The following is a 19,989-nucleotide window of genomic DNA, read 5'->3' as shown; positions in this document are numbered from 1 at the left end:
GGGGTCTCTCCGGGACGTGTGACGTTCGGGCCACACCTTGGCGGAATTGATTTAAGCAAGCCTTAAGATCATCCGGCCTATCAAAGAATCGACACAGAACCAGCTCAACAGGGTCGTGCATTCTCGCTATCCGACTTCCCCTACGGTATGCGGGATTGTCCGGCCGATTATCGCATGCGGCATTACGCTTCTTGCTGTCGCCACCTGCCTCGATCTGATATTGGCAGTACCTGTTAACTCTGACTGGGACCGGATGGACCGATGAGATTTTCCGCGCTGGCAATTCTACCCTGTGCCCTGCTGCTGGCGTCGTGTGCGTCATCCACTCGTCTTGGCGACGCTTTCGATTTCGGCAGTTCCCAACGTCCCCCGCCGGATGCCGGCCGGCCCGTACCGGCGCCGGAGCCGCTGATGGCGGCACCGACGGAGGACGTGACCTCTCAGCCTTTGCCGCCCGCCGGCGGCGAGGCGACGCCCGGCGGCACCGCTGCTGCGCCTTCCACTTCGCTTGCCCCGCCGAGCAACCAGGTCGCCGCCCTGCCGACAGCACCGCGCCCCTCCTCTACCGGCAGCATCTCCGGCAGTTGGAAGATCTCCGATGCCGCACGCGGCAGCTGCAACATCTCGCTGACGCGCCAGGCCCTGCTCGACGTCTACCGCGCCTCCCCCTCGGGCTGCCAGGCCGGTTCGCTCGCCAAGGTCAATGCCTGGCAGCAGCGCGGCCAGGAGATCGACCTGCTCGAGCCCGGTGGCCGCACGGCGGTGCGCCTGTTCCCGACGGGCGACGGCGCCTATGAAGGCGCTGCCACGCTGTCGGGCGCCAAGATCCGGATGACCCGCTAGAGAGGGCTGCTTTCAGCAAGCAGGCGTCCCGGGGCAGGCTCGCAGCCTGCCCTTTGTCTTTGTAGATCCCGGCGGACGAGCCGGCCCTGTCCGACTCATCCCTGCACGGGAGCCCGCCCATAGGGATGGATCAGCGTGTCGTGCTCGGTGATGAAATAGCGCCGGGCCACATCCCAATAGCCGTCATAGACCAGGCCGCCATTCTCGCGAATCACCCGCTCGCGGTTGGCGCGATACCAGGCCGGGATCTCGTACCAGGGCATCATCGGATTGTCGTGATGCACGACATGCAGATTGTTGTAGAGGAAGAGCAGCCCGAAGACCGGCGCATTCTCGACGATGGCCGTACGCTCCTCCACCTCGTTCTCGGCACGGTGCTCGGCGAAGGAACGCACCAGCATCAGCGCCGTAGCCGGATAGACGATCGCCGCAAAATAGATCAGCGGATTGAGATCGCATATCAGCACCAGCCAGGCCAGTACAACCAGGAGTTGCAGGGCATGGCTGGTCCAGATTCGGCGATGCATCGGCTCGCCATTCCACACGGCGCGGGCTTCGCGGGTGAGGAAGGTCGACATCGCCCGCGCCGGACCGATGGTCATCCGGCCGAGGAAGGTGGAATTGGCGCGGATCGCCCAGGCATGGAAGCGGCCGAGCCGGTCCCACTGCTCCTGCGTCCAGTAATGTGATTCGGGATCATCGAGCGGGTCGGTCAGCCGCTCGTCCCGGTGATGCAGCAGATGGCTGATGCGATAGGATTCATAGGGCAGCCACAAGAGCAGCGGCCAGCAGCCGATCCAGCGGTTGAGGGCGCGGTTCGCGGTCGGATGGCCGTGAATGACCTCGTGCTGGAGGGAGGCGTGCCAAGCGACCGTCCAGGCCCCGAGCGGGATCCAGATCCAGAGCGGGATTGCCGCATGAAAATAGGTCAATAACCCCCAAAGACTATAGATTATAGACGCAAGAACGACCGTCGGCCACTCGACCGCCTTCCGTCTCCACCGCGCCTGAATCTCAGCCTTACGCATTCAAATCACTCCACAATTACAGTGATGATGCGGTGAAAGCCCAAATCACACAAGGATTGTGTTGTCGCATAACATTGACATTTGTCGTCTAATGCTCTCTCTTGTAGATTATTCCATTATTTGTTGACCAACATAAACATCTAGGGCAAAAAATGGCGCATCCCTCCGCGGCGCAGAGCTTTCGTGACCGACTCGAACGGGTCATCGCCCAGACGGGCCTCAACCAGGCGGGCTTTGCCCGCCATGTCGGCATCGACCGCTCCACCCTGTCGCAATTGCTCTCGGCGGAGAACGACCGCCTGCCCCGGGCCGAAACCTTGGCGGCCATCGCCAAGGGGTGCCGTATCTCGATCGACTGGCTGCTGGGCCTGAGCCAGCGCGAGCAGATCGGTGCGGAACTGGTGGAAGCCGTGCTGACCATCGAGACCCAGGCCCACGCTCCCTTCAACGAGCGCTTCCTGCGCTGGCATGCCGAGGCAGCCGGGCGCAAGCTGCGCACCGTGCCGATGAGCTTTCCCGACTTCCTGAAGACCGACGAAGTGATGCAGTTCGAATATGCAGCGGCGCTCGGCCCCGATTCAAAGCCGGCACTGGCCGAGCGGCGGCGGCTGACCATTGCCTCCATCCGCGATGGCGGCGAGATGGAGGCCTGCGTCTCCGTCCAGGCGCTGGAACTCTTCGCCAGGGGCCACGCTCAATGGGAGGGGTTCGATGCCGCCGCCCGCAAGGCCCAGTTCAACACCATGGCCAGCCTGGTGGACGAACTCTATCCGACGTTGCGGCTCAATCTCTACGATCTCAGGCAGACCTATTCGGCCCCCTTCACCATCTTTGGCAATTCCCGCGCCGCAGTCTATCTCGGGCCGACCTACCTGGTGCTCAATGCCAGCGAGCATATCCGCATGCTGACGCGCCGTTTCGAGGACATCGTACGCACCGCCACGGTTCAGCCCCATGTTGCGGCAGCCTATCTGCGCGATCTCGGCGCCTCTCTCGACTGAGGGCCCGACGGGCGCATCCTCCACGCAAGATGAACGCCACGTGAACGGGTGCTTGCATGATTGTTCACACTAATCCGGTTATGGTCCGCCTCAAGTCAAGGGCATTCGCGATCGAATGCTCGTCTGCGCCAACGTTTCGTCTCGACGTCTCTTTGCGACCTCCGGTGATTCCGACCGGTCGCAAAGCGTTCTAGCATCTGGTCTGGAGAAGCTTCATGCCCTGCCGAGCCCTTTTGGGGGTGATTGCCGGTCTGGCCCTGCTGACCCTGGGCCTTCAGACCGACGTGAACGCTGCTTTCGCACAAAATTCGCTGAATAATTATGCCCAGACGCCACAGCAGGCACCGGCGCTGGGGCGCAATCGAGGCCTTCCCCAGGCTCCCGACGAGATCGGCCAGGGACCGGACCAGGGACCCGACATGGCAGGCAATCCGCGCCTATTGCCACCGCGCGCCATCATTTCGAGCCTCGCCGGCCGGGGATACCACAATGTCGTCATCAAGCGGGTACGCGGCGACAGCTATATCGCCGAGGCGGAGGGTTCGGAAGGCGGGCGCGTGCTCATCGTCATCGACGGCCATACCACCGAAATTACGGGATTGCGGCAATTGGGCTGGGCTCGCCCGCCCCGGCAATGGGACAACGACAGTTGGGTCCCACCGCGTCCCTGGAGTGGTCCACGCTGGTAGGCTCGAGCCGAAGTTCAGTTCCTGGCTCGATAGCTCGGCGTGCTCCGGAGCGGTCCGGCAGCCCGCCTGCGCCCTCGGCGCGGGCGGGCTCGTTATTTGACGCTGCCGCGGCAAAAAATGCTAAGGAGCAAGTCATGCTCCAGCCTACTGGCCCCCGGCTCCACGACAGCCCAGACAATCCCTGCCCGGCCGGCGCCATCGTCGAGGCGCTCACCACCCGGGACGGCATCACTTTGCGCACGGCGCGCTGGCCCTCGCTGTCACCGCATCCCAAGGGAACGGTCTGCCTGTTCCAGGGGCGCTCCGAATTCATCGAGAAATATTTCGAACTCATCCGCGAATTGCGGGCGCGGGGCTTTGCCGTGGCAACCCTCGATTGGCGGGGGCAAGGCGGATCCGACCGTCTGCTGCGCGACGGGCGCCTCGGCCATATCGACGATTTCGGCGATTTCGGGCCGGATCTCGATGCCTTCATGCGCAAGATCGCCTTGCCCGAATGTCCCGGCCCCTTCTATGGGCTGGCCCATTCGATGGGCGGCGCCATCCTGTTCGCCAATCTGCCGCCCGGCTCGATCTGGTTCGACCGGCTCGTCGTCACCGCGCCCATGATCGAGATCGACCGCAAGCCCCCCGGTGCGCGCTGGCTCGCCCGTTTCCTCGGCGGGCTTGGGCTGGGACGGCTGATCGTGCCGGGCTGGTCGCCCCGCCCGGTCGGGCTCAAACCTTTCGACGGCAATCCGGTGACCTCGGACAAGGCCCGCTATGACCGCGCCGCCCGCATCGCCCGCGACGCCCCCGAGCTTGCCATCGGCGGGCCGACGATCGGCTGGGTCCGGGCTGCCTTCCGGGTGATGGACCGGCTGGCCGACCCGCGCTTCGGAGCAGATTGGCGGATCCCCACCCTGGTCCTGCTGGCGGGCGACGATCACGTGGTTTCCTCGCCGGCCGCCCAGCATTTCGCGGCCAAGCTCTATGCCACCCGGACCCTGACCCTGCCCGGCTCGCGCCACGAGATCACCCAGGAACGCGACGCCATCCGCGAGGCCTTCTGGGCTGCCTTCGACGCCTTCGTGCCGGGCACGCAGGCGTAAGTCCGGGACCGCAGGAGATCCTCAGCCCTGTGCCTGCAGCAGGGAAAGCGCCGCCGCATGCACGCGCGCATCGCCCGCCGCGACGATGCGGCCGCCGGCCTGGGCTGGACCGCCATCCCAGGTGGTGATGACGCCGCCGGCGCCTTCCACGATCGGGATCAGGGCCGTGATGTCGTAAGGCTGCAGGTTGGATTCGATTACCAAGTCGACCAGGCCCATCGCCAGCATGGCATAAGCATAGCAGTCGCCGCCATAGCGCGAGAGCTTCACCTTCTCTTCCACGACGGAGAACAAGGCCCGATCGGCCTCGGCCATTAGGCGGGGGCTGGTGGTGTAGAGCACGGCATCGGCGAGGCCTGCGCAGGAGCGGGTGCGCATGGCGCGCTCACCACCGGGGCCGCGATATTTGGCCGAGCCGCCATCGCCCGAAAAACGTTCGCGCGTGAAGGGCTGGTGCATCATGCCATAGCAGGGCTGCCCATTGCGCAGGAGGCCGATCAGCGTGCCCCAGCCGACCATGCCGGAGATGAAGGATTTGGTGCCGTCGATCGGGTCGAGCACCCAGACGAATTCGGCATCCAGGCGTTCGGAGCCATATTCCTCGCCCATCACGCCATGGCTGGGAAACATCGCCCGGATCTTCTGGCGGATCACCGCCTCGGCGCCTCGGTCGGCCTCCGTGACAGGATCGAAATTGCCGCCGCCGGACTTGTCTTCCGTGGCCAGGGCCGAACGGAAGAAAGGCAGGATCGTGGTGCCCGAAACATTGGCGAGTTCATCCACGAAGGCTTCGAAATCCACCGGTGCCATCTTTTTCTCCGCGCGGCCAGAGCGCTTCGTCTGCGCCGGTCTCCCCTAGAGCAAAACGCGTTCAGGCGTGAACGCTTTTTTTCTCTAGCTTGTTGATCCGACGCGTCTTTGCGATTCTTGGTGATTCCACCAAATCGCAAGACGCTTTAGAGGCTTTTGCGTTCCGGCGAAATCGCCGGGGCACGCAAAGGCATGTCAACGAGGAGTTGGAGCAAAGCGCGTCTCAGTCTGAACGGGCTCTGCTCTAGAGCAGATTCCCGCCGGAGCAAACCGGTTTTTGAAAATGAAAACCCCGCCTCGCGGCGGGGTTCCGGGGCCCGGCTGCCAGCCACCTGTCGGGGCCGGTGCCGGGACGCTACCGTGATATTCGATTAGCGGCAGACGCGCACGCGCTCGACATGATAGCCGTAGTCGTACTGGTTCGGCACGCGCTGGCGCTCGAACCAGCAGCGGGGCTGCACATAGACCGGAGCGGGCTCGTAATAGCCGTCATCATAATCATAGCCGCGATCACGGTTTGACAGCGCGCCGCCGAGGAGCAGGCCGCCGACGAGGCCGGCTGCCGCACCGCCGGCGAAGGCGCCGCCACGGCCATAGCGAGCTTCGGCGGTGCCGGTGGTCGCCATCGAGGCACCGGCAACAGTGGCAACAACCAGGGCCGATGCGAGAATTTTCTTCAACATGATCAATTCCTCACGGAGGGGCGCTCCAGAAGCGCCACCATCGGTAGCTGCTTTGTGCCCTTGAACTCATGGGGTGCACTTTAGGGGGTACAAGCTGAATGGACTATGAACGCTTCCGTCAGCTTTCGGACGGGTTTTGCGGGTCCAGCGCGATGATGTCGACGGCCGGTCCCAGGCGTTCACGCGCGATCTCTATCACATGGCGGTGGTGGGTGAACAGAATCTTCTGGAGCCCCGATTCCTTGGCCGCCAGCACCTGCAGCGCAGCGGCGACGCGCTCCTCGTCGAAGGTCATCACCAGATCGTCGCCGACGAAAGGCGGCACCTCGCGTCGCGCCGCCATGGCTTCGAGATGGGCGAGGCGTAGCGACAGATAGAGCTGGTCACGCGTGCCCTCGCTCAGGCCGCCGATGTCGGTGGTGCCGCCATCGGGGCGGCGTGCGGCAAGGCGCAGCCTGTCGGCCTCGTCATAAAGCGTGGCGATGCCGGCAAAGCCGCCGGCGGTGATGGTGGCGAACAGGCCGCCCGCCCGTGCGAGCAATGGCCCCTGCTCGGAGCGGAGCTGGCGCTCGAGCCCCGCCTCGAGCAGCAGGGAAGCCGCCTTCAGCACCAGATAGTCACGGGTGATGCGGGCAAGGTCGCTGCGGGCATCCTCCAACGCCTGGGCCGCCCCGGCTGCGCCGGCTTCCCGCTCGATCGCCTCGCGCCGCCGCCGCAATTCCCCGAGGGCCAGGGCCGCCTGCTTGTCCGCTTCGATCAGGCCGTTAAGTTCGGCCTGCACTGCCTCGCTCTCGCCCGCGGCCTCGTCGACGCCGATCTCGGCCGCTTCGGCCCTTAGAGCCGCCTCTTCCAAACCGTCGCCCTGTCCGCCCAGTTCGGCCCGGGCCGCCGCGAGTTCACGGTCGAGGCCGGCGCGCAGGGCGAGATCGGCCGCCAGCGCGGCAAGCGCTGCTGGTTCGCGGCCGGCCGTGGCGGCCAGACCGGCAATGGCTTCGTCATGGCCTGTTTGAGCCGCCTCCGCCTTGGCCAGCGCGGCGCGGTAGCGATCCAGGCCCTCCCGTGCGGTGCGCCGCCGGATCGCCGCGTCGCGGGCCGCCGTCAGCGCCGCCATCAGGCCGAGAGCCGTCTCCGCCGGCTCGCCGCTCGCCTCGGAGGGGAGCCTGTCGACGAGGCCGGCAGCCCGCTGCGCGAAGGTGGTGCTGTCGTCGAGAATGCTGGCGATGCGGTGCTCCAGGCTGCCGAGCTGGGCCAGCTTGCCCTGCACGGCGATCCAGAGCTCGCTCGCCTTGGCTGCTTCCTGGGGACTCGCTTCCGGCGCCAATCCGAGAACGGCGAGAGCCGCTGCCCAATCCGCCTGGCTGGCGTCGCGGGCGGCCTCGGCCGCCTCTCGCGATTTTTCCGCCCGGGCAAGCTCGGTGCGGCTGGCTTCCAGCTGGTCGGCGAGAGAGCGGGCCTCGCGGGCCCCGAGTTCGAGCGCAGCGAGGCCATCCTCGATCAGCCGCACCAGACTGGGCAGGCTCTGTGTCGACGTGCCCGCAATGCCGATTTCGGCGGCAAGGGCCTCGAGGCCGGGCCGCTCCCCGGCCAGACGTCGCTGGCCCCGCTCGATCCTGAGCTCCAGATCCCGCAGCGCCTGGCGTTCCTCGCGCAGCCGCGCCAGTTCCACCAGAAAGCGGCGCATCGCCACCGGCGTCTCCGCCTGGCAGCCCAGCGGTGCGAACAGGGCCTGCCAGTTTTGACTGACCTGCTCGCTTTCACGCAAACGCGCCGCGATCCCGACCTCGGTCTCGGCAAGAGCCGCGGCGTCCCTGTCACGCGTCCGCCGTACCACCTCCCGGCGAGCCAGATGCTCGGCCTGCGCCAGCCTGCGGTCGGCAAGTTCGTCCACGGCAGCGACGATCTTGCGATAGGCCTTTGCCGCCGCCGCCGAAGGTTGGCTGAGGACGGCATCGAACAAGGCATCGCGCTCCGACCGTTCGCGGGCCAGCGTGGCATCGTCGATCAGTCCATCCCTGTCCCCCGTCTGGGCCAGGAGCGCGTCGGCTTCCGCCAGGGCGTCACGCAGGCGCCGGACTTCGGCTTCCTGTTCCCTGGCCGTGCTCTCCAGCGCCGCCAGGGCCCGTTCGGCCTGGGCGATCGCTTCCTCGGATGGCTCGCGCCAGGCCCAGAGCCTGTGCTCGTCCGCCACCGCCGGCGACAGCCGCGCCAGCCTTTCCTGCTGCAACGCGCGGCGGCGCGCCAATTCGCCTTCCTGCTCTTCGATGGTGCCGGCTTCCGCCAGGGCCGGCTGCATGGCCTTCAGCCGCTGGCGCAGGGGACCGGGATCGGCGCTCGCCTGGAAGGCAGCCGCCTTGCGTTGCAGGGCCTCGATGGCTTCGCGGGCCCGTTCGGCGGCGCGGGCGTTTTCGCCCGCCTCCCGCTCGATCTCGCGCCGGCGCTCGGCCAGCACGCGGATACGTTCGAGAGCGAGATCGTCCGGGCTCAGGGCCGAAAGGGCGGCCCGGTTCTTCTGGCCGAGCCGCCGGGCGAGGTCGTCGAGCTCATCGGCTATTTCCCGTGCCTCTGCCTCCCGGCGCGGCAGGTCCAGCATCGCCTTGGCCAGGGCGGCGCGCTCCTCGTTGAGAGCCGTGATCGCCTCGCCCGCCGCCAGCACATCGTCATCGACGATGATCGCGGCCAGGGCCCGCTCGGCATCCTCGACCTCCCGCTCGAGGCGCGCCAGGGTCTCCCGCCCCGCCTCGGCCCGGGCCAGCGCCACCTCGATCTCGGCGGCAAAACCGTCGGGCAGATCCGGCAGGGCCTCGAGAGCGGCCAGGGCCGACTCGGCCTTGCCAATCCGGGCGAGCAGGGGCGCGACGCGGCGGACGCGATCGATGCGGGCGCGCCGGATGCCGGCCTGGCGCAGCTGCTCGGCCAGGGCGCGCGCCCGCGCCTCGCCGGCTTCGATCTCGGCTTCGAGGGCGCGCACGTCATCGGCCCGCAGTGATCGCTCGCGCAAGGCACGGCGGGCCTGGTCGTAGCGCTCCTGCGCCTCGTAGAAGGCGCGCTTGCTCGACTTGCGCGCGCCGAACAAGCCGTCCGCCTCGCCCTCCAGCCCGGCACGGACCGAGACCAGGGTCTTCAAGCCGGAAGCGGCGGCGAACAGGCTTTCACCCACCTCGCCCTCGGCTGCCAGCATCTGGCGGGCGCCTTCCCGCAGGCCGGCCTGGTCGAGCCCGAAGGCGGCCAGGAAGACCTCGCGCGAGATGCCGCTCAGCAGCGGCTCGAGCAGCCCGTCGTCGAGCGGTGTGTCCTCGGCGTCGGTGAGGGAATGCTTCAGCCGCTTGCGCCGCCAGAACCGCAAGGCGCTGCCATCGGCTTGCTGCAGTTCGGCGCCGACCTTCAGATCCTCATAGCGATGCCTGAAATTGGCGGGGCTGCGCGGCTCAAAGCCATAGAGCAGGTCGGTGATCGCCGACAGTGCCGAGCTCTTGCCGGCTTCGTTCGGGCCATAGACGATGTGCAGGTCGGCATCGGGACGAAAATCGAGACGTGTCCCGGTGAAGGGGCCGTAGCGGTCGAGATCGAGACGGGTAAGCTTCATGCCGCCTCCCCGGCGCCGGCCCTGCCGCCGCGGCGCAGGCGCGCCAAGGCAACGGCGCGCGCCTCCTCCACCAGTGCAGCGCCGATCTCCTCGCCACGCACGGCCTGGCGGACCTCATCCGGCAATTTGGCGAGGATGTCCTCGACGATGCCGGCCAGCGCCTCGCTGAAATCCGGCTCCGTCTCCAGCCCGGCCAGCAGGCCCTGCGGATCGGCAAAGCCCACGGTCTCGTCCACCGCGATTTGCGGGGACGTGGTCGCAAGCTCGATGCGCTCGATATAGAGCCGTTCGCTCACCCGGTCGGCCGCCGCCTGGATCTCGGCCCGCAAATGCTGAGCATCCGCAGCAAGCCCGTCGTGGACCGGGGTTTCGCCCGTCAGCGTCAGGCGCAGAGCGAGCGGGCGTTCGCCCGCCGCGTCGATTTCCTCCCGCAAGGCAGTCTCGACCCGCACCAACACCTCGGCCAGCGTCGTGGCCTCGCCGATCGCCACGCGGCGATGCCCCCAGCGCGCCTTGTCGAGCACCAGGGGCGTGAGCGCGGCGACGGTGCCATCCTCGACCTCCACCAGCATGGCGCCTTTCGGCCCGCTTTCCCGCACATGGCGGCCCTGGAGATTGCCGGGGAAGACGACAGGGGGATCGGTGGCGACGATTTCGGCGGCATGGATATGCCCGAGCGCCCAATAGTCGTAATTGCGGGCCTTGAGATCGGCGAGGGTGCAGGGCGCATAGGAAGCATGGCCCGCCCGACCATCCAGCGAGGTATGGAGCAAGCCGAGATTGAGCCAGCCCGGGCGCGCCGGCGGAAAATCGCGCACGATATTGTCGCTTAGGGAGCGCTCGGCGAAGCTGCGCCCGTGCAGGGCGACCTTGAGCTCGGGCAGCTCCATGGTCTCGGCCTTGCGGGTGCCGAAGGAATGCACCAGGGGCGGCAGCGTCACCTTGCGCGAGATCTGGCTCTCGGCGTCATGATTGCCCTGGATCAGGTAGGTGGGAATGCCGGCGCGCGACAGCCGTGCCAGCTGTGCGGCGAAGAACAGGCCGGTGTGATAGTCGCGCCAGTCGCCGTCATAGACGTCGCCCGAGATCACCAGGAAGGCGGCCTGCCGAGCCAGCACCTCGTCGATCAGCACCTCGAAGGCCTCGCGCGTCGCCCGGGCGAACAGCGCCGCCAGCTCGGGCTGGCGGGCCGTCAGGCCATGCATGGGGCTATCGAGATGCAGATCGGCGGCGTGGACGAAGCGAAAGCGCATCACCGCTTTTAGGATCGATTGCGCTGCTTTGTCGAGGCGACCCGCCTGGGCCCCTGGCCCGTCAGTCGAACAGCGGGCCGAGATAGTCCTTCTTGCTCAGTTCCACGCCGTTGGCGCGCAGGATGGCGTAGGCGGTGGTGGCGTGGAAGAAGAAATTCGGCAGGGCGTAGAAGTTGAGATAGTCGTCGGGCTTCAACTCGCGCTGCGTGCCGGCGATCTTCAGGCTGATCACGCGTCCGCCGCCAGCCTCCACATCGGCCTGCGGCACGGAGCGGATGAACTCCAACGTCCTGGCGATGCGCGAGCGCAGCTCGGCGAAATCCTTCTCGTCATCGTTGAATTTCGGCGCCTCCACGCCGGAAAGCCGCGCCACACACAGCTTGGCAAAATCACAGCTCGTACTGACCTGGCGCGAGAGCGGCAGCATGTCGGCGGTGAGCCTGAGCCCGCACATCACCACCGGATCAACCTTCTTGGCTTCGGCAAAAGCAGCAGCCTTGTCGAGAATGGCCGAGAGGGCGTCCAAGGTGTGCACGAAAACCGGCACGGTGGCCTGATAGTATGAGAGCGACATGGGTTCCTCCGAGCCTGTTTTGGCATTGGGGATGTTCTGGGTGGAGGTGTTTTACTTGGCTCGGCGACCGATGGCCACGGCTTCTTCGCCTCACGCCCCGAAGATCGACCAGCCCATGCGGCGGGTGAGGGCCTCCAGGGCGATACGGCCGAGATGGGAATTGCCGTTGGCATCGAGCCCCGGCGCCCACACCGCGATCGAGGCCTTGCCCGGCGCCACGGCGAGGATGCCGCCGCCCACACCGCTCTTGCCGGGCAGGCCGACGCGATAGGCGAATTCGCCCGAGCCGTCATAATGGCCGCAGGTCAGCATGATCGAATTGATGCGGCGGGCCCGCTCGGCCTGCACCACACGGTGGCCGGTGGAGGGATTGAGGCCCTGCCAGGCAAGGAAGCGCCCCGCCATCGCCAGTTGCCGGCAGGACATCGCAATGGCGCAATGATGGAAATAGACGCCGAGCGTGTAGTCGACGGGATTGTCGAGCACGCCGAAGGATTTCATGTAGTTGGCGAGAGCCGCGTTGCGGAAGCCGGTGCGCTGCTCGGACGCCGCCACTGCCTCGTCGATGGCGATCGAGGGATCGTCGGCGAGAAAGCGCATGAAATGCAGGATCTCGCCCAGGGCCTCGCGCGGCTGGTGCCCGGAGAGGATCAAATCGGTGACGGCGATGGCGCCCGCATTGATGAAGGGATTGCGCGGGATGCCCTTCTCGTTTTCCAGGAGCACGATCGAGTTGAAGGCGCTGCCCGAGGGCTCGCGTCCCACCCGCCGCCACAGCCGGTCGCCGGCCTTGCCGAGGGCGAGGGTCAGGGTGAAGACCTTGGAGATGCTCTGGATCGAGAAGGCCATGTCGCCGTCGCCCCCGACATAGGCGTTGCCCTCGGCATCGATGACGGCGATGCCGAAATGCTTGGGGTCGATGCGGGCAAGCTCGGGAATATAGCTCGCCACCTCGCCGCGGTCGCTGTAACAGGCCATCTCCTGCGCGATTTCGGTGACGATCTCATCAAGCTGGGGCAAGGCGGGTCTCGGGTTTCGTGTCGGTCTTCTCCCTTAGCGCAAATCGGCGGCGGTTTGGGAAGAGGTGACTTTGGGAGGGTGACGTTTCACCCCTCATCCCCTTGCGGGTGTCGTCAACTCCCTTGAGTTGACTGGAGGTCCCGGCAGGGGGATGAGGGGTGAAACACCCTCTTTCCTTGACTCTCGCCCCCATATCCCCTACATCCCGCCCCGTTCTTACACAGTAAGACGCCCTTCCGCCGACCATCCCGAGAGGATGGAGGCCAACGCCCGTCAGCGCGATGCGCCCACGGGCGTGTTTTGCGTTGTGCGCCTTGCCTTGCGGGACGATGGCTCCGATATCTTTCTCGAAGCCAAACAGGAAAAGACGAATGTTCGATGGTCTCTCCGCACGTCTGTCCGATGTGCTCGACAAGCTCACCCGGCGTGGCGCCCTCACCGAGGCGGATGTCGGCGAAGCCATGCGCGAGATCCGCCGTGCGCTGATCGAAGCGGACGTCGCGCTCGATGTCGTGCGCTCCTTCACCGACAAGGTCCGCGCCCGTGCCGTCGGCGCCGAGGTGCTGAAATCGGTGACGCCCGGCCAGATGGTCGTCAAGATCGTCAACGACGTCCTGATCGAGACCCTCGGCGGCGAGGGCCAGGCCATCGACCTGCAGGCGGTGCCGCCGGTGCCGATCCTGATGGTCGGCCTGCAGGGCTCCGGCAAGACCACCACCACCGCCAAGATCGCCAAGCGCCTGACCGACAGGTTCGGCAAGAAGGTGCTGCTGGCCTCGCTCGATACCCGCCGTCCCGCCGCCATGGAGCAGCTTGCCGTGCTCGGCAAGCAGGTCGACGTCTCCGTGCTGCCGATCGTCGCAGGCCAGTCCGCCGTGCAGATCGCCAAGCGCGCCATGGATGCAGCCCGCTTCGGCGGCTACGACGTCGTCATGCTCGACACCGCCGGCCGCACCACGGTCGACGAGGCGCTGATGGCCGAAGCCGCCGAGGTCAAGGCCGTCACCGAGCCGCATGAAGTGCTGCTGGTCGCCGATGCCCTCACCGGCCAGGACGCGGTCAACACCGCCCGCGCCTTCGACGGGCGCCTGGGCATCACCGGCATCGTGCTGACCCGCCTCGACGGCGATGGCCGCGGCGGTGCGGCCCTGTCGATGCGCGCCGTCACCGGCAAGCCGATCAAGCTGGTCGGCACCGGCGAGAAGGTCGACGCGCTCGAAGATTTCCACCCCGCCCGCATCGCCAACCGCATCCTCGGCATGGGCGACATCGTCTCCCTGGTCGAGAAGGCCGCCGAGACGATCGACGCGGAAAAGGCGGCCAAGATCGCCGCCAAGATGCAGAAGGGCGCCTTCGATCTCGACGATCTGCGCGAGCAGCTCGTCCAGATGGAAAAGATCGGCGGCATGTCCGGCATGCTTGGCCTGTTGCCCGGCATGGGCAAGATCAAGGACCAGCTCGCCAACGCCAATCTCGACGAGAAGCTGTTCAAGCGCCAGCGCGCCATCATCGAATCGATGACGCCCGAGGAGCGCCGCAAGCCGGAGATCCTCAAGGCCTCGCGCAAGCGGCGCATCGCCGCCGGCTCCGGTACCACGCCCGAACAGATCAACCGCCTGCTGAAGATGCATATGCAGATGGCGGACATGATGAAGAAGATGGGCGGCGCCAAGAAGGGTGCGCTCGGCAAGATGGCCTCGATGTTCGGCCTCGGCGGCGGCATGCCGCAATTGCCGCCCGGCGCCATGGACGCCCTCGCCAAGGGCCAGATGCCGCCAGGAATGCCTTCTGGCCTGCCCTCCGAAATGCCCAAGCTGCCGCCCCAGATGCCGAATTTCGGCCCGGGTGGCCCCAAACTGCCAGGCTTTCCCGGCCTCGGCGGACCGAAATTGCCGGGCGGCCTGCCGCCGGGCTTCCCCTTCGGCGGCAAGAAGAAATAGCCGCCCGAAACCTTTTCACCTCACCGACGAACAAACTGACAAACGGAGTTACCCATGTCCCTCAAGATCCGTCTCGCCCGCCGCGGCGCCAAGAAGCGCCCGTTCTACGCGGTCGTCGTTGCCGATTCGCGCTCCCCGCGCGATGGCCGCTTCATCGAGAAGCTCGGCACCTATGACCCGATGATCGCCAAGGATTCGGGCAAGTCGCGCTGGACCGTCGACCTGGAAGCCGCCAAGGCCTGGATCGCCAAGGGAGCCCAGCCGACCGACCGCGTGCTGCGTCACTTCGCCGATGCCGGCCTGCTGGCTCGCGAAGCCCGCAACAACCCGGTCAAGGCCGTTCCCGGCAAGAAGGCGCAGGACCGCGCCGCCGAGAAGGCCAAGAAGGCCGAGGCTGCTGCCAGCGCAGCCGCCGAGTAAGCTGATCCTGCTCCCCTCTCCCAAGTTGGGAGAGGGGTCGGGGGTGACTCAAGAACCGCTTGCGCGTCATTGAATGCGCAGCAAAGCAATCCAGCTTGTCAAAGGCCAGGAACCCGATTGCTTCGCTGTGCTTGCAGTGGCGCGATTCAACGAATCGAGGCCTGATCCCTCCCCTACCCCTCTCCCCACTGGGGAGAGGGGATCCCGCGCCCCTTCGCTAAAGGCTCCCCATGCCCCCTGCCCCGCAAAACCTGGTTCTTCTCGGCGTTTTCGGCGCAGCCCATGGGCTCAAGGGCGAGATCCGGCTGAAATCCTATACCGAGGAGCCGTTGGCCATCGCCAATTACGGCCCCCTGCTCACCAAGACCGGACGCCGGATCAAGCTGGCCACTGTGCGCCAGGCCAAGGACGTGCTGATCGCCCGGGTCGAGGGCGTCGGCGACCGCACCGGTGCCGAACAACTCGTCAATCTCCAGCTCTTCGTCGAGCGCGAGGCATTGGGCACGCCCGATGACGAGGACGAATTCTTCCATGCCGACCTCATCGGTCTCGTCGCGCGCGATGAGGACGGCCACAAGATCGGCATGGTCACCGGCCTGTTCGATTTCGGTGCCGGCGACATCATCGAGGTCACGCCCGAAGCCACCAAGGAAGCGCCTGGCAGCGCCAAGCCCCTGCTGCTGCCCTTCACCAAGGCCGTCGTGCCCGCGGTGGATATCAAGGCCGGACATATCGTCGTCATCCTGCCTGAGGAAGGTGGGGCGGCTGATGAAAACGAGGAGACAGGCGACGATGAGCGCTGACCACAGTTCCACCGGCAGCCTGGACGGCGATTTCAGGCAGCTCGCCGGCGCGCCGGTCGCCGGTCTGATCTTCGACATGGACGGCACGCTGGTCGACAACATGCATGTCCACAACGATGCCTGGGAAACCTGGCATCAGCGCCATGGCCTGGCCTTCGACCGCGAACGCTTCTTTCGCGACACCGCCGGCCGCGCCAATCGCGAAGTGGTCGGCATGGTCAAGCCCGATGCGAGCGAATACGAGCTCGACACGCTGGGCCTGGAGAAGGAAGCGATCTACCGCGAGATCTATCGCAGCCAGATGGCGCCGATGCCGGGCCTGATGGCACTGATCGCTGCCTGCGAGGCTCGCGGGCAGAAGATGTCGGTCGCCACCGCCGCCACGCCGGAGAATGCCGCTTTGGTGCTCGACGGGCTCGATCTGCGCCGCCATTTCGTCACCGTGGTGTCGCCCTCCATGGGCTATCGCGGCAAGCCGCATCCCGACCTCTTCCTCGCCGCTGCCGAAGCGATGGGCCTGGCGCCCGGCCAATGCGTGGTGTTCGAGGACGCGCCGCTCGGCATCGAGGCCGCCCGCAATGCCGGCATGCGTGCCGTAGGCGTCAAGACCATGCTGGACGATGCGGCACTTGACGGCTCGAACACCGTGTTCTCGATCAAGGACTTCACGGACGAGAGGCTGAAGGGGCTGCTCGAAGGGTAAAGTATGAAACGCAACTCGCCTTCTCCACGCAGTGGGGAAGTCCGTAACATGTTCGCGAGCGAACATGTTACTGCGCCCGACGAAGTCGGGTCGGATGGGGTGCAGCCCGCTAGCGGTGCCCCTTCCGGATAGAATGCACTAGCGGGCCGCACCCCATCCGTCATTGCTGCGCAATGACACCTTCCCCACTGCGTGGGGAAGGCTTTCGCGCCCGTACCTCAAGCGAGATTGTCCATGTGGCGCGCCTCCATCCTCACCCTCTATCCCGAGATGTTCCCGGGGCCGCTCGGCGTCTCCTTGTCGGGCGAAGCCCTGGCAACCGGCACCTGGGCGCTGGATGTCAGCAATATCCGCGATTTCGGCCAGGGACGCCATCGCTCCGTCGACGACACGCCGGCCGGCGGCGGCCCGGGCATGGTGATCCGTGCCGACGTGCTGGCGCAGGCCATCGATGCCCTCGGTGATGACGGCCGCCCGCGCCTTTTGATGTCGCCGCGCGGCCTGCCCCTGCAGCAGGCCCATGTACGGGCGCTGGCGGCCGGGGACGGCGCCGTGATCGTGTGCGGGCGCTTCGAGGGCGTCGACCAGCGGGTGATCGAGGCGCGCGGCCTCACCGAGGTCTCGATCGGCGACTATGTGCTCTCGGGCGGCGAGCTTGGCGCCATGGTGCTGATCGACGCCTGCGTCAGGCTGCTGCCCGGCGTGATGGGCGGCGCCACCTCCGGCGACGAGGAGAGCTTCGAGAACGGCCTGCTCGAATATCCGCACTACACCAGGCCCCTCACCTTCGAGGACCGCGCGATTCCCGACATCCTACGCTCGGGCCACCACAAGAACATCGCGGCCTGGCGCCGGAGCGAGGCGGAGGCGCTGACGCGTGAGCGCCGGCCGGACCTGTGGGCGGCCTATGAGGCGCGCCAGCCGCCGCCGAAGAAGAAGAGAAGGTAGGTACCTGGTCATCCCGCGCGCGCCGCGGCACGAAGTGACGCTGCGCAGACGCGGGACCGCCAGAGGAGACAAGCGCCCCGCCTGACAGCGGTCCCGGATCTGCATCGCATCATTGCATGCTGCGATGCGTCCGGGATGACAGCATCACCGAATTCGGTGGACTCGCCTTCCGTAATGGCGTATTGGCACGCCTCCACTTCAAGTAAGAGCAAGATGCGTCCTTCGGGTACGCGCGGAGATCGAACATGAACCTGATTCAGACTATCGAGCAGGAAGAAATTGCCCGCCTTTCGGCCGGCAAGGACATTCCCGAATTTCAGCCCGGCGACACGGTCATCGTGAACGTCAAGGTGAAGGAAGGCGAGCGCACCCGCGTTCAGGCCTATGAAGGCGTCTGCATCGCCCGCGACGGCGGCGGCCTGCAGGAGAGCTTCACCGTCCGCAAGATTTCCTACGGCGAAGGTGTCGAGCGCGTGTTCCCGCTCTACTCGCCGATGATCGATTCCATCAAGCTGGTCCGCCGCGGCAAGGTCCGTCGCGCCAAGCTCTATTACCTGCGCGATCGCCGCGGCAAGTCTGCCCGCATCGCCGAGCGCGTCGACTACAAGAAGTAAGTCCGACGCCTTTGACGGATTTCGACGCCGGCCCGGCAACGGGCCGGCGTTTTGCGTTTCCCAGGGACCGCCGGCTTCCAGCCGGCTCTGGGAGTCAAGAAGAGCCGGCTGGAAGCCGGCGGTCCCTGGAAACTACGTCTTCTTGGCCCACCACAGATCAGGAATGCCCCGGTCGTAGATCACGCCGGGATCGCCATGCTCGAACTCGTCCCAATAGGCCAGCCAGTGGTTCGGGCGGTTGTACATCGGCACCCAGTAATAGCCCGCGCGCAGCACGCGGTCGAAGGCGCGGCACGCCGCGACGAGCGCGACCCGGCTGTCGGCGGCGGCGATGGCGTCGATCAGGGCATCGAGCACTGGATCGGCGATGCCGGAGATATTGCTCGAGCCAGGCACGGCGGCCGTCCGGCTGGAAAAAGGCCCGCGCATGTCTTCGCCCGGGGTCAGGCCGTAAGTGGCACGGCGGGAAATGATGTCATAGTCGAACGCGTCGGTGCGGCGCTGATATTGCGAGGAATCGACGGCGCGGAAACTCGCAGCGATGCCGAGCCGGCCCAGGCTCTGGATGAAGGGGGCCGTGATCTTGTAGAGGAAATCGCTCTCCTCCAGGAACTCGATGGTGAAGACCTCGCCCTTGGCATTCTTGAGGACGCGGTTGTCGAGGCTCCAGCCGGCCTCCTTGAGGAGCCCCAGCGCCGTGCGCAGATTGGCGCGGTCGAAGCCGCTGCCATCCGAGACCGGCGGCAGCAGGGCTTCGCCGAAGACGGCATCGGGCACCTTGCCGCGATGCGGCTCCAGCAGGGCGATTTCGTCCGGCCCGGGTTTGCCCTCGGCCTTCAGCGGCGAATTCTCGAAGATCGAGGCCGTACGCTGGTAGGACGAGTACATCACGTTCCGGTTCACCCATTCGAAATCGAAGACGAAACCGAGGGCCTGGCGCACACGGGGATCGGAAAACTTGGCGCGGCGCGTGTTGAAATACCAACCCTGGGCGCCCGAGGGCGTGTGGTCGGGCACCGTCTCGCGCTTGATGCGGCCGTCGCGCACGGGCGGGATGTCGTAGCCCTTGGCCCAGTTCTCGGAGCTCGTCTCCTCGCGGAAGCGGTAATTGCCGGCGCCGAAGGCGATGAAGGACACCGAGGGATCGCGGTAATAGTACCAGGTCAGGCGGTCGAAATTGTTGGTGCCGACCTGGGTGGGCAAGCTCTCCCCCCACCAATTCGCCACGCGCTCATAGCTGATCGCTTCGCCCACATCGACCTTGCCCACCTTGTAGGGCCCGCTGCCGAGCGGGGCTTCCAACGTGGATTTGGTGAAATCGCGGCTCGACCACCAGGCCTTCGAGAAGATCGGCAGGCCGGCGACGATCAGGGGCAGCGAGCGCCCGCGCCCGGGCAGCAGCGTGACGCGCACGATGTCGGGGGCCTCCGCCACCGCCTCCTTGAAGAAGCGCAGCGGCTCGGTGATGAAGGGATGCCCCTTCTCCTTCAATGTGTTGAACGACCAGGCGCAGTCCTCCGCCGTCAGCGCCGAGCCGTCATGGAAGCTGAGGCCGGGGCGCAGGCGGAAGCGATAGGTCTGCCTGTCGGCTGAGACGGCCACCGATTGGGCGGCATAGCCATACACCGCATCCGGCTCGTCCACGGCCCGCGCCATCAGCGTGGCGAAGGTGGCGTCCACCCCCACCGCGCCCGTGCCCTTGAGGATGTAGATGTGCAGGCTGTCGAAAGAGTTGAAGGACTGGTTGTAGCCGGTCTGGTAGACCAGCTGCGAGAAGGCGCCGCCCTTGGGCGCGTCGGCGCGCACATAGTCGAATTTCTTGAAGTCGGGCCCATATTTCAGGTCGCCGAAGGTCGACAGGCCATGGCTCTCGACCTCCTGCCCCCAGGCGCCCGCCGGCAGCAGCGCACAGGCTGCGCCGAAGAAGCCGGTCTTCAGAAGCGTGCGGCGGTCGAGTTCGGCCATGGGCGGGATCCTTATGGGTGT

General features: G+C 66.4%; 18 protein-coding genes. 10 read left to right on the top strand and 8 right to left on the bottom strand.

The annotated features are described in order from the left end of the window. The first annotated feature begins 411 nt into the window (after nucleotides 1-411). Nucleotides 412-843 (top strand): AprI/Inh family metalloprotease inhibitor, encoded by a 432-nt coding sequence (locus ACTJKX_RS10375; protein ID WP_440725210.1) that lies wholly within the window; start codon nucleotides 412-414, stop codon nucleotides 841-843. A gap of 95 nt (nucleotides 844-938) precedes the next feature. On the opposite strand, the gene ACTJKX_RS10370 is transcribed toward ACTJKX_RS10375, so the two are convergent. Continuing rightward, nucleotides 939-1,775, bottom strand: a complete 837-nt coding sequence (locus tag ACTJKX_RS10370) for a fatty acid desaturase (RefSeq protein WP_394310909.1) — start codon at nucleotides 1,773-1,775, stop codon at nucleotides 939-941. A gap of 248 nt (nucleotides 1,776-2,023) precedes the next feature. Between ACTJKX_RS10370 and ACTJKX_RS10365 the strand changes: the two genes are divergently transcribed. The 3 genes from ACTJKX_RS10365 to ACTJKX_RS10355 all read left to right on the top strand — a co-directional run bounded on the left by ACTJKX_RS10365 (nucleotide 2,024) and on the right by ACTJKX_RS10355 (nucleotide 4,652). Then, on the top strand, nucleotides 2,024-2,872 hold the full coding sequence (locus ACTJKX_RS10365; RefSeq protein ID WP_311934500.1) for a helix-turn-helix domain-containing protein: 849 nt from the start codon (nucleotides 2,024-2,026) through the stop codon (nucleotides 2,870-2,872). 215 nt (nucleotides 2,873-3,087) lie between these two features. Beyond that, the gene (locus ACTJKX_RS10360; RefSeq protein WP_311934499.1) at nucleotides 3,088-3,561 is read left to right on the top strand and encodes a hypothetical protein; all 474 of its coding nucleotides are present in this window, start codon (nucleotides 3,088-3,090) and stop codon (nucleotides 3,559-3,561) included. 134 nt (nucleotides 3,562-3,695) lie between these two features. After that, nucleotides 3,696-4,652, top strand: coding sequence for an alpha/beta hydrolase (locus tag ACTJKX_RS10355; RefSeq protein ID WP_311934498.1), 957 nt, complete (start codon nucleotides 3,696-3,698; stop codon nucleotides 4,650-4,652). Between the two features lie 21 nt (nucleotides 4,653-4,673). Here ACTJKX_RS10355 and hisN read toward each other — a convergent pair whose 3' ends face one another. From hisN to ACTJKX_RS10325, 6 genes are all read right to left on the bottom strand, one after another. After that, on the bottom strand, nucleotides 4,674-5,462 hold the full coding sequence (hisN, locus tag ACTJKX_RS10350; RefSeq protein WP_311934497.1) for a histidinol-phosphatase: 789 nt from the start codon (nucleotides 5,460-5,462) through the stop codon (nucleotides 4,674-4,676). A 371-nt stretch (nucleotides 5,463-5,833) separates the two neighbouring features. Further along, a complete protein-coding gene (locus ACTJKX_RS10345) occupies nucleotides 5,834-6,145 on the bottom strand; it encodes a hypothetical protein (RefSeq protein WP_156771603.1) in 312 nt (103 codons plus the stop codon). Nucleotides 6,146-6,263: 118 nt separating this feature from the next. Beyond that, nucleotides 6,264-9,728 carry an AAA family ATPase gene (locus tag ACTJKX_RS10340; RefSeq protein WP_440725209.1) on the bottom strand — a complete coding sequence of 1,155 codons (3,465 nt, stop codon included), beginning with the start codon at nucleotides 9,726-9,728 and terminating at the stop codon, nucleotides 6,264-6,266. Beyond that, a complete protein-coding gene (locus ACTJKX_RS10335) occupies nucleotides 9,725-10,981 on the bottom strand; it encodes a metallophosphoesterase family protein (protein ID WP_440725208.1) in 1,257 nt (418 codons plus the stop codon). Before ACTJKX_RS10335 ends, ACTJKX_RS10340 begins: the two co-directional genes overlap by 4 nt. A gap of 61 nt (nucleotides 10,982-11,042) precedes the next feature. After that, nucleotides 11,043-11,555 (bottom strand): DUF1993 domain-containing protein, encoded by a 513-nt coding sequence (locus ACTJKX_RS10330; RefSeq protein ID WP_311934494.1) that lies wholly within the window; start codon nucleotides 11,553-11,555, stop codon nucleotides 11,043-11,045. Nucleotides 11,556-11,645: 90 nt separating this feature from the next. Continuing rightward, nucleotides 11,646-12,575 carry a glutaminase gene (locus ACTJKX_RS10325; RefSeq protein ID WP_394310899.1) on the bottom strand — a complete coding sequence of 310 codons (930 nt, stop codon included), beginning with the start codon at nucleotides 12,573-12,575 and terminating at the stop codon, nucleotides 11,646-11,648. Between the two features lie 371 nt (nucleotides 12,576-12,946). Between ACTJKX_RS10325 and ffh the strand changes: the two genes are divergently transcribed. The 6 genes from ffh to rplS all read left to right on the top strand — a co-directional run bounded on the left by ffh (nucleotide 12,947) and on the right by rplS (nucleotide 18,003). Continuing rightward, on the top strand, nucleotides 12,947-14,515 hold the full coding sequence (gene ffh / locus ACTJKX_RS10320) for a signal recognition particle protein (RefSeq protein WP_394310897.1): 1,569 nt from the start codon (nucleotides 12,947-12,949) through the stop codon (nucleotides 14,513-14,515). Nucleotides 14,516-14,569: 54 nt separating this feature from the next. Further along, the gene (gene rpsP, locus ACTJKX_RS10315) at nucleotides 14,570-14,935 is read left to right on the top strand and encodes a 30S ribosomal protein S16 (protein ID WP_311934490.1); all 366 of its coding nucleotides are present in this window, start codon (nucleotides 14,570-14,572) and stop codon (nucleotides 14,933-14,935) included. A gap of 230 nt (nucleotides 14,936-15,165) precedes the next feature. Continuing rightward, nucleotides 15,166-15,738 carry a ribosome maturation factor RimM gene (gene rimM, locus ACTJKX_RS10310; protein ID WP_415084356.1) on the top strand — a complete coding sequence of 191 codons (573 nt, stop codon included), beginning with the start codon at nucleotides 15,166-15,168 and terminating at the stop codon, nucleotides 15,736-15,738. Further along, complete coding sequence (locus ACTJKX_RS10305; RefSeq protein ID WP_440725207.1) at nucleotides 15,728-16,441, top strand: HAD family hydrolase; 714 nt, start codon at nucleotides 15,728-15,730, stop codon at nucleotides 16,439-16,441. The genes rimM and ACTJKX_RS10305 overlap by 11 nt, the downstream gene beginning before the upstream one ends. Nucleotides 16,442-16,675: 234 nt before the next feature. Further along, nucleotides 16,676-17,389, top strand: coding sequence for a tRNA (guanosine(37)-N1)-methyltransferase TrmD (gene trmD / locus ACTJKX_RS10300; protein WP_440725206.1), 714 nt, complete (start codon nucleotides 16,676-16,678; stop codon nucleotides 17,387-17,389). A 245-nt stretch (nucleotides 17,390-17,634) separates the two neighbouring features. Further along, a complete protein-coding gene (gene rplS, locus ACTJKX_RS10295; RefSeq protein ID WP_068291206.1) occupies nucleotides 17,635-18,003 on the top strand; it encodes a 50S ribosomal protein L19 in 369 nt (122 codons plus the stop codon). Nucleotides 18,004-18,135: 132 nt separating this feature from the next. On the opposite strand, the gene ACTJKX_RS10290 is transcribed toward rplS, so the two are convergent. Beyond that, complete coding sequence (locus ACTJKX_RS10290) at nucleotides 18,136-19,968, bottom strand: extracellular solute-binding protein (RefSeq protein WP_440725205.1); 1,833 nt, start codon at nucleotides 19,966-19,968, stop codon at nucleotides 18,136-18,138. Nucleotides 19,969-19,989 lie beyond the last annotated feature (21 nt).

It is taken from the genome of Labrys sp. 22185 (assembly GCF_052045555.1).
GTDB lineage: Bacteria > Pseudomonadota > Alphaproteobacteria > Rhizobiales > Labraceae > Labrys > Labrys neptuniae.
Note: the sequence above shows the minus strand (reverse complement) of the source record. Positions and strands in the feature narration are given on the sequence as shown.